Annotated in this window: 16 protein-coding genes; 13 read left to right on the top strand and 3 right to left on the bottom strand. The window is 43.2% G+C overall.

The window, feature by feature from the left end; all coding sequences use genetic code 11:
* The first annotated feature begins 63 nt into the window (after positions 1-63).
* Positions 64-1,095 (top strand): LysR family transcriptional regulator, encoded by a 1,032-nt coding sequence (locus tag F896_RS05875; RefSeq protein WP_016164412.1) that lies wholly within the window; start codon positions 64-66, stop codon positions 1,093-1,095.
* Between the two features lie 110 nt (positions 1,096-1,205).
* A complete protein-coding gene (locus tag F896_RS05880; protein WP_016164411.1) occupies positions 1,206-2,552 on the top strand; it encodes a PQQ-dependent sugar dehydrogenase in 1,347 nt (448 codons plus the stop codon).
* A gap of 337 nt (positions 2,553-2,889) precedes the next feature.
* Here F896_RS05880 and F896_RS05885 read toward each other — a convergent pair whose 3' ends face one another.
* Positions 2,890-3,249: a hypothetical protein gene (locus F896_RS05885; protein WP_005211225.1), complete on the bottom strand. Its 360-nt coding sequence runs from the start codon at positions 3,247-3,249 to the stop codon at positions 2,890-2,892.
* A 369-nt stretch (positions 3,250-3,618) separates the two neighbouring features.
* Positions 3,619-4,011, bottom strand: a complete 393-nt coding sequence (locus tag F896_RS05890; RefSeq protein ID WP_016164410.1) for a hypothetical protein — start codon at positions 4,009-4,011, stop codon at positions 3,619-3,621.
* A 382-nt stretch (positions 4,012-4,393) separates the two neighbouring features.
* Here F896_RS05890 and F896_RS05895 point away from each other — a divergent pair, with 382 nt between their 5' ends.
* The 4 genes from F896_RS05895 to F896_RS05910 all read left to right on the top strand — a co-directional run bounded on the left by F896_RS05895 (position 4,394) and on the right by F896_RS05910 (position 9,017).
* Positions 4,394-5,737, top strand: a complete 1,344-nt coding sequence (locus F896_RS05895) for a spinster family MFS transporter (RefSeq protein ID WP_016164409.1) — start codon at positions 4,394-4,396, stop codon at positions 5,735-5,737.
* A gap of 87 nt (positions 5,738-5,824) precedes the next feature.
* Positions 5,825-6,835 (top strand): AraC-like ligand-binding domain-containing protein, encoded by a 1,011-nt coding sequence (locus F896_RS05900; protein WP_016164408.1) that lies wholly within the window; start codon positions 5,825-5,827, stop codon positions 6,833-6,835.
* 84 nt (positions 6,836-6,919) lie between these two features.
* The gene (locus F896_RS05905) at positions 6,920-8,026 is read left to right on the top strand and encodes an NAD/NADP-dependent octopine/nopaline dehydrogenase family protein (protein WP_016164407.1); all 1,107 of its coding nucleotides are present in this window, start codon (positions 6,920-6,922) and stop codon (positions 8,024-8,026) included.
* Between the two features lies 1 nt (position 8,027).
* A complete protein-coding gene (locus tag F896_RS05910; RefSeq protein WP_016164406.1) occupies positions 8,028-9,017 on the top strand; it encodes a 3-hydroxybutyryl-CoA dehydrogenase in 990 nt (329 codons plus the stop codon).
* A gap of 57 nt (positions 9,018-9,074) precedes the next feature.
* Here F896_RS05910 and F896_RS05915 read toward each other — a convergent pair whose 3' ends face one another.
* Positions 9,075-9,542: a MarR family winged helix-turn-helix transcriptional regulator gene (locus F896_RS05915; protein ID WP_032882422.1), complete on the bottom strand. Its 468-nt coding sequence runs from the start codon at positions 9,540-9,542 to the stop codon at positions 9,075-9,077.
* Between the two features lie 148 nt (positions 9,543-9,690).
* On the opposite strand from F896_RS05915, the gene F896_RS05920 reads away from it, so the two are divergent.
* From F896_RS05920 to F896_RS05950, 7 genes are read left to right on the top strand one after another with little or no spacing between them, the layout of a single operon-like run.
* Positions 9,691-10,803 carry an amidase gene (locus F896_RS05920; protein WP_016164404.1) on the top strand — a complete coding sequence of 371 codons (1,113 nt, stop codon included), beginning with the start codon at positions 9,691-9,693 and terminating at the stop codon, positions 10,801-10,803.
* A gap of 18 nt (positions 10,804-10,821) precedes the next feature.
* Entirely contained in the window at positions 10,822-11,988 is a 1,167-nt protein-coding gene (locus F896_RS05925) for an acyl-CoA dehydrogenase family protein (RefSeq protein ID WP_032882294.1), read from the top strand.
* Positions 11,989-12,029: 41 nt separating this feature from the next.
* Entirely contained in the window at positions 12,030-12,554 is a 525-nt protein-coding gene (locus F896_RS05930; protein ID WP_016164402.1) for a nuclear transport factor 2 family protein, read from the top strand.
* A gap of 30 nt (positions 12,555-12,584) precedes the next feature.
* The gene (locus F896_RS05935) at positions 12,585-13,865 is read left to right on the top strand and encodes an aromatic ring-hydroxylating oxygenase subunit alpha (protein ID WP_016164401.1); all 1,281 of its coding nucleotides are present in this window, start codon (positions 12,585-12,587) and stop codon (positions 13,863-13,865) included.
* Between the two features lie 10 nt (positions 13,866-13,875).
* Complete coding sequence (locus tag F896_RS05940; RefSeq protein ID WP_016164400.1) at positions 13,876-14,361, top strand: aromatic-ring-hydroxylating dioxygenase subunit beta; 486 nt, start codon at positions 13,876-13,878, stop codon at positions 14,359-14,361.
* A gap of 10 nt (positions 14,362-14,371) precedes the next feature.
* Positions 14,372-15,109 (top strand): SDR family NAD(P)-dependent oxidoreductase, encoded by a 738-nt coding sequence (locus F896_RS05945; protein ID WP_016164399.1) that lies wholly within the window; start codon positions 14,372-14,374, stop codon positions 15,107-15,109.
* Between the two features lie 34 nt (positions 15,110-15,143).
* Positions 15,144-16,097 (top strand): PDR/VanB family oxidoreductase, encoded by a 954-nt coding sequence (locus F896_RS05950; RefSeq protein ID WP_016164398.1) that lies wholly within the window; start codon positions 15,144-15,146, stop codon positions 16,095-16,097.
* The last annotated feature ends 58 nt before the right edge of the window (positions 16,098-16,155 follow it).

Below are 16,155 nucleotides of genomic sequence, written 5' to 3'. Positions count from 1 at the left end.
TATTCGTATTTTTATAATAATTGTTGTGTGAAACTGGAAAAATACAACAATGGGAGTGGGCCTGTGGATCTATTTCATGCAATGAGAGTCTTCAATAAAGTGGTTGAAACCAACAGCTTTAGTCTGGCGGCAGACAGTCTTGGGCTACCGCGTGCTTCGGTGACCACGACCATTCAGGGTTTAGAAAAACATTTACAGGTTCGCCTACTCAATCGCACCACGCGTAAACTGAGCTTAACACCTGATGGTGCAGTGTATTATGACCGCAGCCTGCGAATTTTGGCCGATGTTGAAGATATTGAAGCGTCGTTCCATGATGAGGAACGAGGGCCGCGAGGTCGCTTAAGGATTGATGTGCCTGTCTCGATTGGTCGCTTGATTTTAATTCCAAGGTTAAGAGAGTTTCATCATCGCTATCCCGATATTGATTTGGTGATTGGTATGAATGATCGGCCTGTAGATTTGGTCGGTGAGGCAGTGGATTGCGCAATTCGGGTGGGAGAGCTACAAGACTCGAGCTTGATTGCCCGCCGTATTGGTACGTTTCAGTGTGCAACAGCAGCATCTGCTTGTTATTTAGAAAAATATGGTGAACCGAAGACACTGGAAGATTTACAAAAAAATCATCAAGCCATTCATTTTTTCTCCAGTCGTACAGGACGTAATTTTGACTGGGATTTTGTAGTCGATGACTTAATCCAGAGTGTCAGTGTTAATGGGCAGGTTTCGGTCAATGATGGAGATGCCTATATCGATTTGGCGCTGCAAGGCTTTGGTCTGATTCAAGGTCCACGCTATATGTTGACCAATCATTTTGAGGCGGGGACTTTAAAGGAAGTATTACCAAAATGGACGCCTGCACCGATGCCAATTTCGGTGGTGTATTTGCAAAGTCGGCATTTATCGCACAAAGTCAGAGTCTTTGTTGACTGGGTGGCGGAGCTGTTTGCTGGATGTCCATTATTAGGCGGTAGTGCTTTGCCGTTGGATCAGAAATGTGAATTTGCTTGTGACCAGAAAACCAATCATGAATATACCATTCGGACTTTGGTGGAGCAGCATAATATCGCTGAGGCACGTGCTTTAAAGACTTAAAGATGAGGTAGATTCCTTTTGGGTTTGATCTATCTCATACAACGAATACCTTGCACATACATAGACGAGATCATCTTGTTTCCATCATAATAATAAAAAGGAGATGAATAATGTTGCCTCAATTGAAATACTCTATATTAGGAACCAGTATTGTTCTCGTACTTGCAGGCTGTAGCGCCGCATCTCAATATCCTATTTCAGCAAGTTATGGTCCTCAACCCGTATTGCCCAAACTTCAATCAAGTTTAGTGCCTATTGTTAATATTGCCCCTGCTAAAGGTTGGCCGAAGGGTGTGATGCCGACGCCAGCAGAAGGTTTAAAAGTTCAGGCATATGCCCAAGGGCTAGATCATCCACGATGGCTCTATGTATTACCAAATGGTGATGTGTTAGTAGCTGAAACCGATGCGCCACCTAAGCCTGATGATAGCAAAGGGATTCGTGGAAAAATTGCGAAAAAGGTGATGCAACGTGCAGGGGCATCTTTTCCAAGTGCCAATCGTATTCGTTTACTGCGTGATACCAATGGAGATGGGATTGCTGATAAAAATACGGTTTTCCTCGAAAACTTAAATTCGCCGTTTGGTATGACTTTGGTGGGGAATGCACTTTATGTCGCCAATACCGATGCCTTGATACGTTTTCCTTATCGGGATGGTGTGACAAAAATTACGGCGCAGGGAACGAAAGTTTTGGATCTACCCGCAGGAAAACTCAATCATCATTGGACGAAGAATGTGATTGCAAATCCAGAGGGTACCAAACTATATATCTCTGTTGGGTCGAATAGTAATGTGGCTGAGAATGGGTTGGACAAGGAAGTTGATCGAGCGCAGATTTTAGAGTTTGATATTGCCACTGGCAAAGCAAGACCTTTTGCCACAGGACTCAGAAACCCAAATGGAATGGGATGGCAACCACAAGGTGGTAAGCTCTGGACGGTAGTAAATGAGCGTGATGAGTTAGGTAGTGATTTAGTACCTGATTATATGACCTCGGTTAAAGATGGTGCATTTTATGGCTGGCCCTATAGCTATTACGGTCAGCACGTCGATACTCGGGTAAAACCACAAAATCCTGAGAAGGTGGCTCGTGCACTTAAACCTGATTATGCTTTGGGAAATCATACCGCATCTTTAGGGTTGGCCTTTTATGCGACGGAATTAATGCCACAGTATAGAGGTGGCGCATTCATTGGTCAGCATGGTTCATGGAATCGTAAACCGCATAGTGGCTATAAAGTGATTTTTGTCCCGTTTAGAAGTGGTCAGCCGTATGGACAACTACAAGATGTATTGACTGGCTTCTTAAATGACAAAGGTGAGGCATATGGAAGACCTGTTGGCGTTGCGATTGATTTTTCTGGTGCACTTTTAGTGGCTGATGATGTTGGTGATGTGATTTGGCGTGTATCGCCTATTGCTCAAACGGCCTATGAAACACCAATACGAGAGTAAAATAGCAGCTCAGCAACTTGAATCATTTCTTTGTTTGAACCTAATCACCGCAAAGCTTGGGTAGACAGTTATGTATTGTTTTTGTGATGTATTATGTGTTTTTTAACTTATATGTGATAAAAATAACGCATTCGCGATAGTTAATATCGTAATCTCATTCTCTTCCCCAAGGGTTTGAGATTTTTTTTATTTGAAAAATACAGATCGACTATATTTAGACATAAAACTGATGCAGTAGAACTGCTGATAGGGGTTACTGAACAGGGATTAAAACTGGAAGCATTTGGAGAACTGATTTAAAAATCTGTTCCCCAATTGATTTGGAATAAATCAGGTCTTATTTCTTTTGTTTAAAACGATATTTGCACTTTAAGCAACGGTAATCCTGAAAAATATTCTTATCGACCATCACACCCGCTTTTTTTCCAAAAATATTACCAATAACACCACCCGTAACACCTGCACTGATTGCACCGACAAAAGTACCTACAGTCCCACCGACAATTACACCAAGAGGTCCAGCTACAGTACCAATGGCTGCACCAACGGAAGCACCACTTGCAGCACCACCGACAGTTCCTGCCGTTGTTCCTGCTGCCATCAGTAAAACTCCACCTGTGGTTCTGAGTAGTTTGTCATGATTACGTGTTTCAATTTCAGTCGAACCACATTTAGGGCATTCGATAGGTTTTTCCATAAAACGATTTATCCTGTATTTCTTTATTGAGTCGCCCAGTTGATTTTGCTCAATCAAATGAGTGAGCCAATATCATACTTTGGAAGAAGACATGTTTCTGATGAGAGAAATCAGCGACATCGCTTTTTCAGTTCTGATTTTAACGGAACAATGGCATAAGTATTTATCGTTCATGTAAATACTTGTACTTTAATAATTATCCATATATCTAAGTCAGGATATTTAGGGCAGAGCAGCATTTGCTATGTACCTGTTCCATTGGTTTTAAACTGAGCGTTAAACTTGAAGTGAGGGCATTGTTATCGTCTATTTTAGATATGTTTGGGATGTAAAAACTCTTGTTTTTACAAGAATTTTTACATGATTTATTTAGGCTAAAAATGTTTCTTGCAAATAACTCCAGACCATTTTTCCGTTAATTTCTTCAATTAAAGCGCATGAGCGTCGAATCAAAATACCTGTGTCTTTGGTATGCTTTTCGGTATAGGTCAGAACAATTGCATCTTCTTTTTGCATCAAGATTTGTTCATCATAAATTTCAATCTGGATATCTGGCATTTTGCCTTGATTATTGGCAAATAGACCTTTCACTTGTTCGAGTGAAATACGTTTTCCAGCCGCACCGACCATTTCAAAATGATCTGCAAAATAGTCGATCAGCAGGGCAAGGTCTTGTTCTGCATGTTTGCCACTAAAAATGTTTTCAATCAAGACATGCATGCTATGAATGCTTTCGATTGCGTGTTCTTTGATAAGTGCCATATTCATTTCCATTGAAAATTGAGTATCTCGCTTTATTTTAAACCAAAAATAAATGTAAAATTCAATATAATTTTAAAATAAAATAAGGATCCGTATTTTTCACGATTTAAGAATACTTTGATGCCAAATTTTAAAAAGTTTATCATATCAAATATTTAAATCATCAAAGTGAGTCTTCAATCATTTATCCAAACGTTTAAGTCGCGAAGATCGCAAAAAAGGTATAACTTTATACCTGAAATATTATGGAAAATTCCATGTAAAAATAATAAATATAGAGAGGGATGATTTACCTTATTGAAGACAGAGCAGAAACGGATTCTGGTCACACGGTCTCCATTAAGAAGACGCATTAGAAAAATGGCATGGACAAGGAAGCAAAATGGATACGCAATCTACTGAGCCGAAACAAGCTCAATCAAATCTCTATGCATGGTATGTGGTACTACTGTGCATGTTGGCTTATATCTTTTCATTTATTGATCGGCAAATACTTGCACTCATGATCGAGCCAATCAAGGCTGATCTGGGAATTTCAGATACGCAATTCAGTTTATTACATGGTTTGGCCTTTTCCCTGTTTTATGCCTTTATGGGCCTACCCTTGGCATACCTGGCAGATCGATTCTCCCGTCCAAAAATTATTGCCATCGGGGTGGTGTTTTGGAGTATTGCAACGGCATTTTGTGGTCTGAGTAAGAACTTTGTTCAGCTATTTTTGAGTCGTATGGGAGTGGGTGTAGGTGAGGCTGCTTTGTCTCCAGCAGCCTATTCAATGTTCAGCGATATGTTTAGCAAGGATAAGCTTGGACGCGCTGTTGCGGTGTATTCAATTGGTTCTTTTGTCGGCGGCGGAATCGCTTTTCTGGTCGGTGGCTATGTGATTGGTTTACTTAAAAATATGGATACCATCATGTTTCCGGTTTTTGGTGCACTTAAGGCATGGCAAGCAGCATTTATTATTGTCGGGTTACCTGGTGTCTTTATTGGTCTATTGGTTTTACTCACCGTGAGAGAACCACAACGTAAAGGTCAGCGTCTAAATGCACAGGGGCAAGTAGAAAAGACCAGTATGAAGGATGCCTTCGAGTTTATTAAAAAGCATGGTCGCACCTTCAAATGTCACTATTTAGGTTTTACTTTTTATGCAATGGCGTTGTATTGCCTGATCAGCTGGTCGCCTGCATTCTATATGCGCAAGTTTGGTCTCACGCCAACTGAAGCAGGCTATATGCTAGGTAGTGTGTTACTGGTGGCGAATATTCTAGGCGTATTTTGTGCGGGTTGGCTCAATGATTGGTTTATTCAAAAGGGCCGTAAAGATGCGCCGATGATTACAGGCGTGATTGGGATTGTGGGTTTAATCATTCCGATGATGGTCTTTACTCAAGTGAATGAGTTATGGTTATCAGTGGTGTTTTTAGTTCCTGCAATGTTCTTTGCTTCATTCCCAATGCCGATTTCAACGACTGCTATGCAAATGTTGGCACCGAACCAGTTACGTGCACAAATCTCAGCGGTATTCTTGTTGATCAGTAATCTGGTTGCTGTTGGAATTGGCACTACATTGGTGGCTTTGATTACCGATAAGGTGTTTGAAAATCCATTGATGGTCGGTATGTCACTGTCGATTGTGGGTACGATTTCTTGTGTGTTGGCCTTTATCTTATTGAAAAAAGGCTGTCAGGCATTTAGTGACAGTATGCAGCAGGAGCATGCATCTTGAGTTGATGTTACACGGACGATGTAAGGCCCATTCATTGTAATGGGCTTTGTGCTTTGCCAGTGCAATCCATCGCAAAGGAGTGAAATGATGCAAACAGCGTTGAAAGTTGATTATCTGCATTATCTGGATGATTTGTTATTATTTAAATCCGATGATTATCAGACCATTAAAGATCGAATCAGTCACTATCTCTGCCCACATCGTTTTGATGTTGAGACACATCAAGCTTTAAACACCCGATTAAATGGTTTTAGTTTTGGCCGTGGTGCACTGTACGATCTGAAATATAGTGCACCTGTGATGATTAGCATTGAAGATAGTGCTGACTTTTATTTATTTCGAATCACACTGGAAGGGCAATGTCAGGTCGGATTTGATCAGCAACAAATCGTACAATCTGTGGGGATTATGTCAGTCACTCATCCACATACGCGACAGCAGATCGTCACCAACCAGCATTGTCGTAATATTATTTTAAAACTGGCGCAACAGGATATCGAAACCCAATTGTTTAACATGTTGGGATATCGCAGCCAGCAACCCCTGTATTTTGATCCTTCTTTATCATGTAGTGCTGAAGGGTTTGATGCGATCATTGAAACGCTGAATTATCTGTGTCATGCCTATTATCATATTCAGAACTGGAGCTTTATTTCAGCCAGTTTTAGCCAGTATTTGATTGAGCTAATTTTGCTGAAAATTCCGAATAATTATACAGAAAGGTTGAATGCCCAACGGCAACAACTGCTGCCAAGCTATATTAAAAGAGCACAGCAATATATTCAGGAACATGTACAGCAGGCCATTTCACTCGCTGATTTAAGTCAGTATTGCGATGTGTCGATACGAACTTTGCAAAAGGGCTTTAGCCAATATTTACAGCAAACCCCAGTGGAATATATTCGTGAGCAACGATTGGAACGGGTACATTTGGCTTTGCAGCATGCACAGACAGATGAAACCGTCACCGATATTTTATTGGAGCATGGCATCCAAAGTTTTGGGCATTTCTCGACGCTGTATAAAAAGCGCTTTGGTTGCTTGCCATCGTACACCCTAAAAAAAGATGCTGTGCCAGTCAGTCAAATGCGTGCGTAAATGGAATATTCACTGCGCATTTGGATAAGCTCTTAGACTGTGATCGTTCTATGCTGAATGACAAATCAATCAGCAGGAGCGCACATGAAAATTACAGTACTCGGTGGTGGACACGGATGTTATGCAGCAGCGGTGGAAATGGCAGAAAAAGGCCACGAGGTGGTGTTATGGCGTCGTGATCGAGAAGCGTTGCAGCAACTTGCCGCAACGGGCGAGCTTAAAATCAAAGATTTTCAGGGTGAGCGCGCAGTGAGTGTTGGCTTTGAAAATAGCCAGATTAATCTCTCGGATCATTTAGAACATGCCATTCAGCATGCGGAGTTGGTCATTATTCCTTTGCCTGCAACCACGCATCAGGATTTGGCTCAGCAGGCAGCAGCGTTTTTTCAAGCAGGACAAGTGGTGTATTTACCACCAGCGACCTTTGGTAGCTATATCTTTGCCAAAGCCATGCGAGAAGCAGGTAACACTGCTCAAGTGGCATTTGCGGAAACTGGAACCTTACCGTATTTGGTTCGTAAGCATGGGGTCAATCAGATTGTGGTCAGTGGTTATGCGACTCGTTTACCGACGGGTGTCTTTCCAAGTGTTTTGTCTGAACATGCATTTCAAGTTCTCAAACAGGCTTATCCAAGTGTTGAGCCGATCGAAGACAGCCTTAGCGGTGCCTTGATGAATGCAGGGCCAATTATTCATCCACCGTTGATTCTGATGAATGCTGGACCACTGGAACATTTTGAGGCTTGGGATATTCATCATGAAGGCACACAACCCTCAATTCGCCGTGTTACCAATCAGTTAGATGCGGAACGTATGCAGGTTCGGGAAGCACTTGGCTATGCTGCGCCGCATTTTCCTCTAGCCGATCATTACAATAAAGATGGTGAGGGGGATGAATGGATGTATGGGCGTGGCGCGCATGGCAACTTAACGGATAGTGGCGATTGGCGTGAAGACATTGATCTACAGACACATCGTTACATGCTGGAAGATACACGTCTGGGGCTATCCTTTCTGGTCTCGGTTGGGCGTTGGGCAGGGGTCGTGACACCTGTAGCAGAAGGGCTACTGAATATTGCGTCTGCGGTGACAGGCAAGGATTTGTATCAGGACGGGCGGACTCTTGAGAGTCTGGGATTGGCAGAGAAAAGCAAAGCTGAGTTGCAAGCAATGTTGCAGCAAGGAGTCTAAGATGAACCCAATTCAACAGGTGGCTGTACTCGGCGCTGGACGGATGGGGAAGGCAATCGCCATTGCCTTTGCCTATGCGGGACTCAAAGTGTCCTTAATTGATGCCAGACAACGCACGGAGTCTGAGTTTGCTCAATATCAGGCTCAGATCCAAACCGACTTAAAACAAGAATTGCAATTGCTGGAAAGTATCCAGTTTATTCAATCTGAACAAACAGCTTTTATTTTGGATCAGGTTAAGGTTTTAAGTCGCACGGCTTCAATATCAGTCTTAGCCCACTGTGATCTTGTTATGGAAGCTGTACCCGAGGTCAGGCAAGCCAAAGAAGATATTTTTACTTGGCTGGATCAATATATTACCCCCACCTGTATTGTCGCTTCGACCACCTCAACCTTTCTGGTCACGGATATTGCGCAAATGATTTCTCATCCAGAACGGGTGGTGAATGCGCACTGGCTCAATCCTGCCTATCTCATTCCCTTAGTTGAGTTAAGTCGTTCAGAGCAAACTTCAGCGGATGTTGTAGCGCAAATGAAAAGCTTTTTACAGCTGATTGGAAAAGTACCTGTGGTTTGTCATGCCAAAGCAGGCTATATCGTGCCACGGATTCAAGCCTTGGCAATGAACGAAGCGGCACGGATGGTGGAAGAAGGTGTGGCCTCAGCAGAAGATATCGATATCGCGATTCGGACGGGTTTTGGTTTGCGTTTTTCGGTATTGGGTTTATTAGAATTTATTGACTGGGGCGGTGGTGATATTTTGTATTATGCCTCGCAATATTTACAAAAGGAGCTAGGCGAGCGCTATCGCACGCCTGAAATTATTGCCGAGAATATGCGACAGCAACGCAATGGCCTACGTGAGCAGCAGGGTTTTTATGATTATCAGCAGATCGATATTCCGGCCTATAAACAGCAAGTTTTGCAGACCTTTTCAGATCGGATTGCTGTAAATCAGCTTAAACCGCCGTTTAATATTTTAAATCAGTAATCAGCTTGGTCCGAATTTTTGCCCATCTCTGCATAGACATGGGCTTTTGTCGTTGCTTTAGCTTGAGGGCATTAAATCAAACAGCTTTTTCAATTGTCCATTAAGCTGATGCAGTTCAGCATCATCAAAGGCATTTAGAATCCCAGATAAAGTAACCTGACTGATTTGATTAATTTGTTCAACCATTTCTTTACCTTTATTGGTCAGTTTCACCATTGAAATACGTTCATCTGATTCAGATGAGAATACTTGCACAATATCATCTTCAACCAGACGGTAAATGGCTTTGGTTGCCGTGGTCAGCTTGAGGGTAGAGAGGTTGGCAATCTCGGTAATACTGGCTTGTTCGAGCGCATTGGTACTTAAAATAATTTTACGACGAGTATTATCAATACCTAATTTTTTAATAGATTTTTCAATAAGCTGTGTGTATTTACCATTCACCTGCGAGATCCAGAAAAAAGGATAGCTCTGTAAGCTGCTCGGTTCATTGTTGGGTAGAAATTGTTCTAAATGAGTAAGCATAGCCAATTCATTACTTTTATAAAAATGGACATTCAGCATTATACAAAAATTAGAAACATTTTCTTGATTCTTCGTATCGAAAAATACTTGACAATTACATTACTTTTTCCGATATTTGTATTAAGTATAAAAATACATGGAAAAGTGAATGAATATTGTTGTACAAGAGGTACAAAAAGGTACAGGTGTTTTGAAAGTGATGGTCAAGGATTCCATCGATATTCAAGGCATGAAGACCATGGCAGGTAGCAAAGCTTTAATGCACAGCCAACCTGCAAGCACAAACGCGGACGTGGTGGATCGTGTGCTCGCTGCTGATTGTCAAATTATTGCAAAGACCAATCTGCACGAACTGGCTTTTGGGATCACAGGCATTAACCATGTTTTTGGTACGGCCATAAATCCGAAATATCCTGAACTGATTCCGGGTGGCTCTTCAAGTGGTTCAGCAGCTGCGGTTGCAGCAGGTCTGGCGGATTTCACTTTAGGCACCGATACTGGCGGTTCCATTCGTATGCCTGCAGCATGTTGCGGCGTTTATGGTTTAAAACCGACCTTTGGCCGTGTCAGCCGTACAGGCGTACATCCAGCAACAAGTTCATTAGATTGTGTTGGCCCTTTTGCAAATTCAGTCGACATGATTGAAACCGCCATGCAAATCATTGATCCAACTTTCCATCAATCCACCGAATTAACTCAGGCACCGAAACTGGCTTGGTTGGATGTAGATGCGGACTCTACCGTGATTGCGTCTATTCAACACTATCTTGCTCAGGCTGATCTGAAACCAATCCATGTAACGGCTGAAAGCTTTGAAGCTGCTTTTGATGCAGGTATGCAGATCATCAATTATGAAAACTGGCAGGCCTATGCCGAGTTGACTGAAACGGGTTTATTGGGTGCCGATGTCAATGCCCGCTTACTCAAAGCAGCAGAGACCACTTTGGCACAGGTCGAACAGGCTGAGCAGGTGAAAGTACGTTTTACTGCCGAGATTGATGCCTTATTAGATCAATACGATGTCTTGATTTTGCCGACCTTACCGCAGTTTCCACCTAAAGTTGCCGATGCTGAAAACACCGTGGCTTTTTTAAATCTTACCGGTCTGGTTCGACCATTTAACCTTTCTGGACACCCTGCGATTTCAATCCCACTGCAAAGCAGTGAAGGATTACCTGTGGGCTTACAAATCGTAGCGAAACACAATGCCGATGAATATTTATGTGCTGTTGCGAAATATATCGTGAGTGCGGCGCAATAACCGAAAAGGAATGAGGGAATGAATAACTTATCGATAAAGGAATTTGTGATGGACACAACCACAACGGAATTACAGCGTTTATGTCAGGAAATTCGTGAACGTGCCTGTACGGGAGAATTCGATAACCAAGCGTATGTCAGTCAGGACATTATCGAGAAACTTAAACAGATTGGTGTTTATCGTGCTTTAGTTCCTAAACGTTTTGGCGGCAATGAATGGTCACCAAAACAGTTTTGTGAATTGATCGAGCAACTGTCCAAAGCCGATGGTTCCGTGGGTTGGGTCGCAAGTTTTGGTATGAGTCCAGCCTATTTGGGCAGTTTGCCAGAAGCAACCCTTGCACAACTGTATAAAGACAGTCCTGACATCGTATTTGCAGGCGGAATTTTCCCACCACAACCCGCTGAGATAACTGATGAGGGTGTTGTGGTGAGCGGACGCTGGAAGTTTTCCAGTGGCTGTATGGGCGCTGACATTGTTGGTGTCGGCATTTCTCCACAAAAGGACAATGAAGCACAAGGTTTACCGCGCATGGCGGTGATGCCAGCCAATAAAGCACAAATCGATATGACTTGGGATACTGTCGGCTTGAAAGGCACAGGTAGCCATGATCTGGTGGTGAAAGAGGTGTTGGTGGCAAAGGAATGGACCTTTGTCCGCGGTGAACCATCCAAGTTACCTGAGCCATTTTTTAAATATCCATCACTGTCTTTAGCCACTCAAGTGTTAACGGTGGTAGGGATTGGTGTAGCTGCCGCAGCGATCGAAGAATTTCAAAAACTGGCACCGGGCAAGTCTTCAATTACTGGCGGTGCTGAAATTGCCAACCGTCCTGTGACCCAATATGAATTTGCTCAAGCTGAAGCCGAGTTTAAGGCAGCGCGCGTGTGGTTCTACGACACCATGCAAATCGTCTGGAATGAAGTCGTTGCAGGACGTACCCCAAGCGCAGAACAGATCAGTGATATGCGTCTGTCTTGTACCCATGTGGCGCGGGTTTGTGCACGTGTGACCCGCAAAATTCAGATGCTGGCAGGCATGACCGCCATCTATACCCATAACCCGTTTAGCCGCTTTGTCAATGACACCAATGTGGTGACGCAGCATGCCTTTATGGGGGATGCCACTTTGCAAAATGCAGGACTGGTCAGCTTCGGTATGAAGCCAGCACCCGGTTATTTATAAGCCAGATTTTTTCAACTCGTGCGGCAACAAGGATGAATGACATGAATGAGCCAATGGATTTAACGGTTTTGTTACAACGCTTGCAACAGCTCGAAGCTCAAAATGCAATCCGTAATTGTATTAACCGTTATATGGAAATTTGTGACGCCTTGAATGCCAATACCGACCTGCATGAATTGATGGGCTTATTTGATCAGGACAGCATTTGGGAAGGGATTGGTGAGAAATATGCCCAGTCTTTTGGTCGTTATGCGTCTTGGCAAGCGATTTATGACATGTTTAAAAGTTATACCCAACAGCAATCGCATTTTGTCATGAATGCGCATTTTGTCAGTTCCGAACAAATTTATATCGAAGTTGATCAAGCCAATGCCAGTTGGTTGATGTTGCAGACCTCAACTTTCCGTGATGGGCGTAGCCATTTAAATGCCGCCAAACTCACAGTGCAGTTTAAACAGCAACAGGATGGACGTTGGAAGATCAAACATTTTCAGACTGAGAATATTTTCAGTCGCCCCGTATCTCACTGGGACAGCACAGCCACATTGCCAGTGCCGTCTCAGTAACTAATGGATAGACCGAAAAGGATCGTGGATATGAACAGTAATATTATTCCAATGCAGAATATTGAGATGGATTACAGTAGCTTAGTGCAAAGTGATCGTGCCCATACCTCATTGTATAAAGATGAAAAAATCTTCGAAGATGAGATGGAAAAGATTTATTACAGCACGTGGGTCTGGGTGGCGCATGCCAGCGAAATCCCAGATGCAGGCAGCTATAAAACCATCAATATTGGTAAGCAACCTGTGGTGGTGGTGCGTGATCGCAAGAAGAAAGTGCATGTCTTGCTGAACCGTTGTCGCCATCGTGCTGCAACAGTGTGTGAACATAAAAAAGGTAAAACCAACAGTTTTGTTTGTCCATACCATGGCTGGAGCTATGCATTAGATGGTTCATTACGTGGTGTACCTTCACCTGAAAGCTACGGCGAATGTCTGGATAAGTCAGAGTTTCCATTGATCAGCTTACGGGTTGAAGAATACAACGGCATGATTTTCGCCACCTTTAAACAAGACATTGAACCTTTAGATGATTTCTTGGGTGCTGCGAAAAAATGGATCGACTTGTTTATGAAACAAGGTGCAGGTTATCCGATCAAGGTGTTGGGTGAGCATCGTTTCCGCTTTCCAGGTAACTGGAAAATCCAATTGGAAAATACTACGGATGCTTACCACTTCCCATTGGTGCACAAGTCATTCTTAAGTTCAGTCGATGAAAAAACTGAAGAACTGTTTAACTTTGAAAATCAGCCGGGCTATGTCGAAGACTTAGGCAATGGTCACAGTGTCATGGTGATGATTCCTGAATTGGTTGATTTGGATGAAGAGTTAATGGAGCGTCCAATTCAGGAACGTTTTGAAGACCTTGCCCAAGCCTTGCGAGATGAAGGGCATGAAGAACTGGAAGTGCGTCGTATGGTCCGTGCTGTGGGTGGTTCTGGTTTCAACCTGAACCTGTTCCCGAACATTGCTTGTTCAATGGCGTTCTTCCGCGTGATGCAGCCGATTTCAGTTAATGAAACTGAGATTCATCATTCTGTAATTACTATGGATGGTGGTCCACAAATTGCCAACCAATATCGCTTACGTCTGCATGAACATTTCCAAGGCCCATTTGGTTTTGGTACGCCAGATGATTCAGAAGCGTGGGAACGTGTACAACATGGTGCCAATGCAGGTAATGACCTGTGGATCATGCTCAATCGTGGCCTGCCAGGTGAAGTCAAAACTGAAGATGGCTTAAAGAGCGATGTCAGTGCTGAAACAGGGATGCGCGCTGCCTATCAGCAGTGGAAAAAGATGATGACGGCTTAAGGAGAGCGCCATGAAAATTGATTTAAATTTACTGAATGAAGTGACCGCTTTTATCTGGGCAGAAGCCGATATGCTGGACCATTCTGAGCATGATACTTGGCTGGATCTGTGGAATGAAAAAGGCGTCTATATCATCCCGATTGATCCGAAACTGACCGATTATGAAAACAATTTGAACTATGCCTATGACGATCATCATATGCGTAAGTTACGGGTACAGCGTTTGGAAAATGGTGAAGCAATTTCAACTGCACCCAAAGCCAATACGGTACGTAGTGTTTCGCGTATTCGCATCGTCAAAGATCAAGATGGTGAAATCATTCTGCGTTGTGCACAAAACCTGCGTGAATTCCGTAAAGAAAGCCTCAAACATTACACTGCTGATGTGACCTTCCATTTGGTTCGTGATGCGGAACAAGGCTTTAAGATCAATCGTAAAATTATCAATTTAGTTAACTCAACCGATACCTTGGCGGGTATCAGCTATATTCTCTAGGAGCGAAAAAATGAAACAGGTTGTTTTAGTCACAGGTGCCGCTTCGGGTCTAGGGAATGTCATTGCTGAGTATTTTGCAGCGCAAGGGCATCAAGTGATCTTATCTGCCAGTACCTTAGAGAAAGCAGAGCAAGCCAAAGCAGGTAGTCCGCATGCAGAGAATCTATTTCCACTGAAACTGGATATTTCCGTTGAGGCTGATTTCCATGCAGCCGTGCAGTGGATTCAGCAGAAATTTTCGAAGCTGGATGTGCTGATTAACAATGCCACCATGACCAAGGCAACCCCAGTTTTAGAGATTAGTGCTGCGGATTTTGACATGATCACGCAGGTTAATCAGCGTGGCACATTTCAGTCTTGCCAGATCATTGGCAAATTTATGGCCGATCAAGGCTATGGCCGTATCGTCAATATGGCCTCTTTGGCTGGACAAAATGGCGGGACTGCGACGGGTGCACATTATGCCTCTACTAAAGGTGCAATTATTACCTTGACTAAAATCTTTGCCAAAGAATTTGCAGCCAAAGGGGTGACTGTGAATGCGATTGCACCGGGACCGATGGAATCGCCGATTGTGCATAGCGTGGTGTCTGACGAGAAAATGGCGCAATTTATTCAAAATATCCCCGTTAAAGCTTTGGGCAGCATGGAATTTATTGCCGAAACCTGTGCTTTATTGGCAAGCCCTAGTGCAGCTTTCGTAACAGGGGCGACATGGGATATTAACGGTGGATTATTTATGCGTTAAGCCTTCGGCGAGATGCATATCAGGGAGAGAAATCATGACGATACTTTATAATGTGGTGGTAAAAAACCGTCATGTCGAAGGTGGAAATGTTGCAGTCATGGAATTTGAATCTGCAAATTCGACCGTATTACCCAAAATTGAAGCTGGTGCGCATATTGATGTGCACCTCCCCAATGGCATGGTGCGTCAGTACTCATTGTGTCAAAACCCGAATGATGTCGGTAAGTTCCGACTTGGGATTTTGCGTGATCCAGAATCACGTGGTGGTTCAGTGTCGGCCTTTGATGATTTAAAAGATGGCATGCAGATTCAGGTCAGTGAACCGAAGAACCTGTTTCCTTTAGTCAAGTCCAAACATGCTGTGCTGGTGGGTGGCGGTATTGGGATTACCCCACTGATTACCATGGCCTATCAATTGGCACAGGAAGGCAAATCTTTTGAACTGCATTACTGCGGCGCAAGCCCAGAACGCTGTGCTTTTGTCGATGAAATTAAACATGGCATCTTGGCACCTTTCACGACCTTTCATTTTAAATCGGAAGGAGCAAGCCATCGCGAGTTTTTCCAATCTGCCATTCAAGACATTGATAAAGAAAGTCATATCTATACCTGTGGTCCAAACGGTTTTATGGACTGGGTTATCAATTTAGCCCTGACACAAAACTTCCCTGAACAGCAAATCCATAAGGAATATTTTCAGGTTGAGGTTGAAACAGGTGGTGATGCATTTGAAGTGGTAGCACAGCAAAGTGGCAAGATCATTATGGTCAATGCAGAAGAAACCATTTTGCAGGCGCTGGCGCGTGAAGGCATTGAGATTGAAATGTCATGTGAACAAGGCGTGTGTGGTACCTGTATGTGCGATGTGATCGAAGGTGAACCTGATCATCGCGATGTGTATTTTACCGATGAAGAAAAGGCCAGTAATGAGCAGATATTGGTGTGCTGTTCACGTTCTAAGTCAGCACGATTGGTACTGGATATTTAAGCGATTTAATCAGGATAAATCGGTATCAAATATCGATCAGAAACAGGATAAAAGATTC

This window comes from Acinetobacter genomosp. 15BJ (assembly GCF_000400715.1).
Lineage (GTDB): Bacteria > Pseudomonadota > Gammaproteobacteria > Pseudomonadales > Moraxellaceae > Acinetobacter.
The sequence above is the reverse complement of the archived record's forward strand: the minus strand, read 5'-3'. Positions and strand labels throughout refer to the sequence as shown.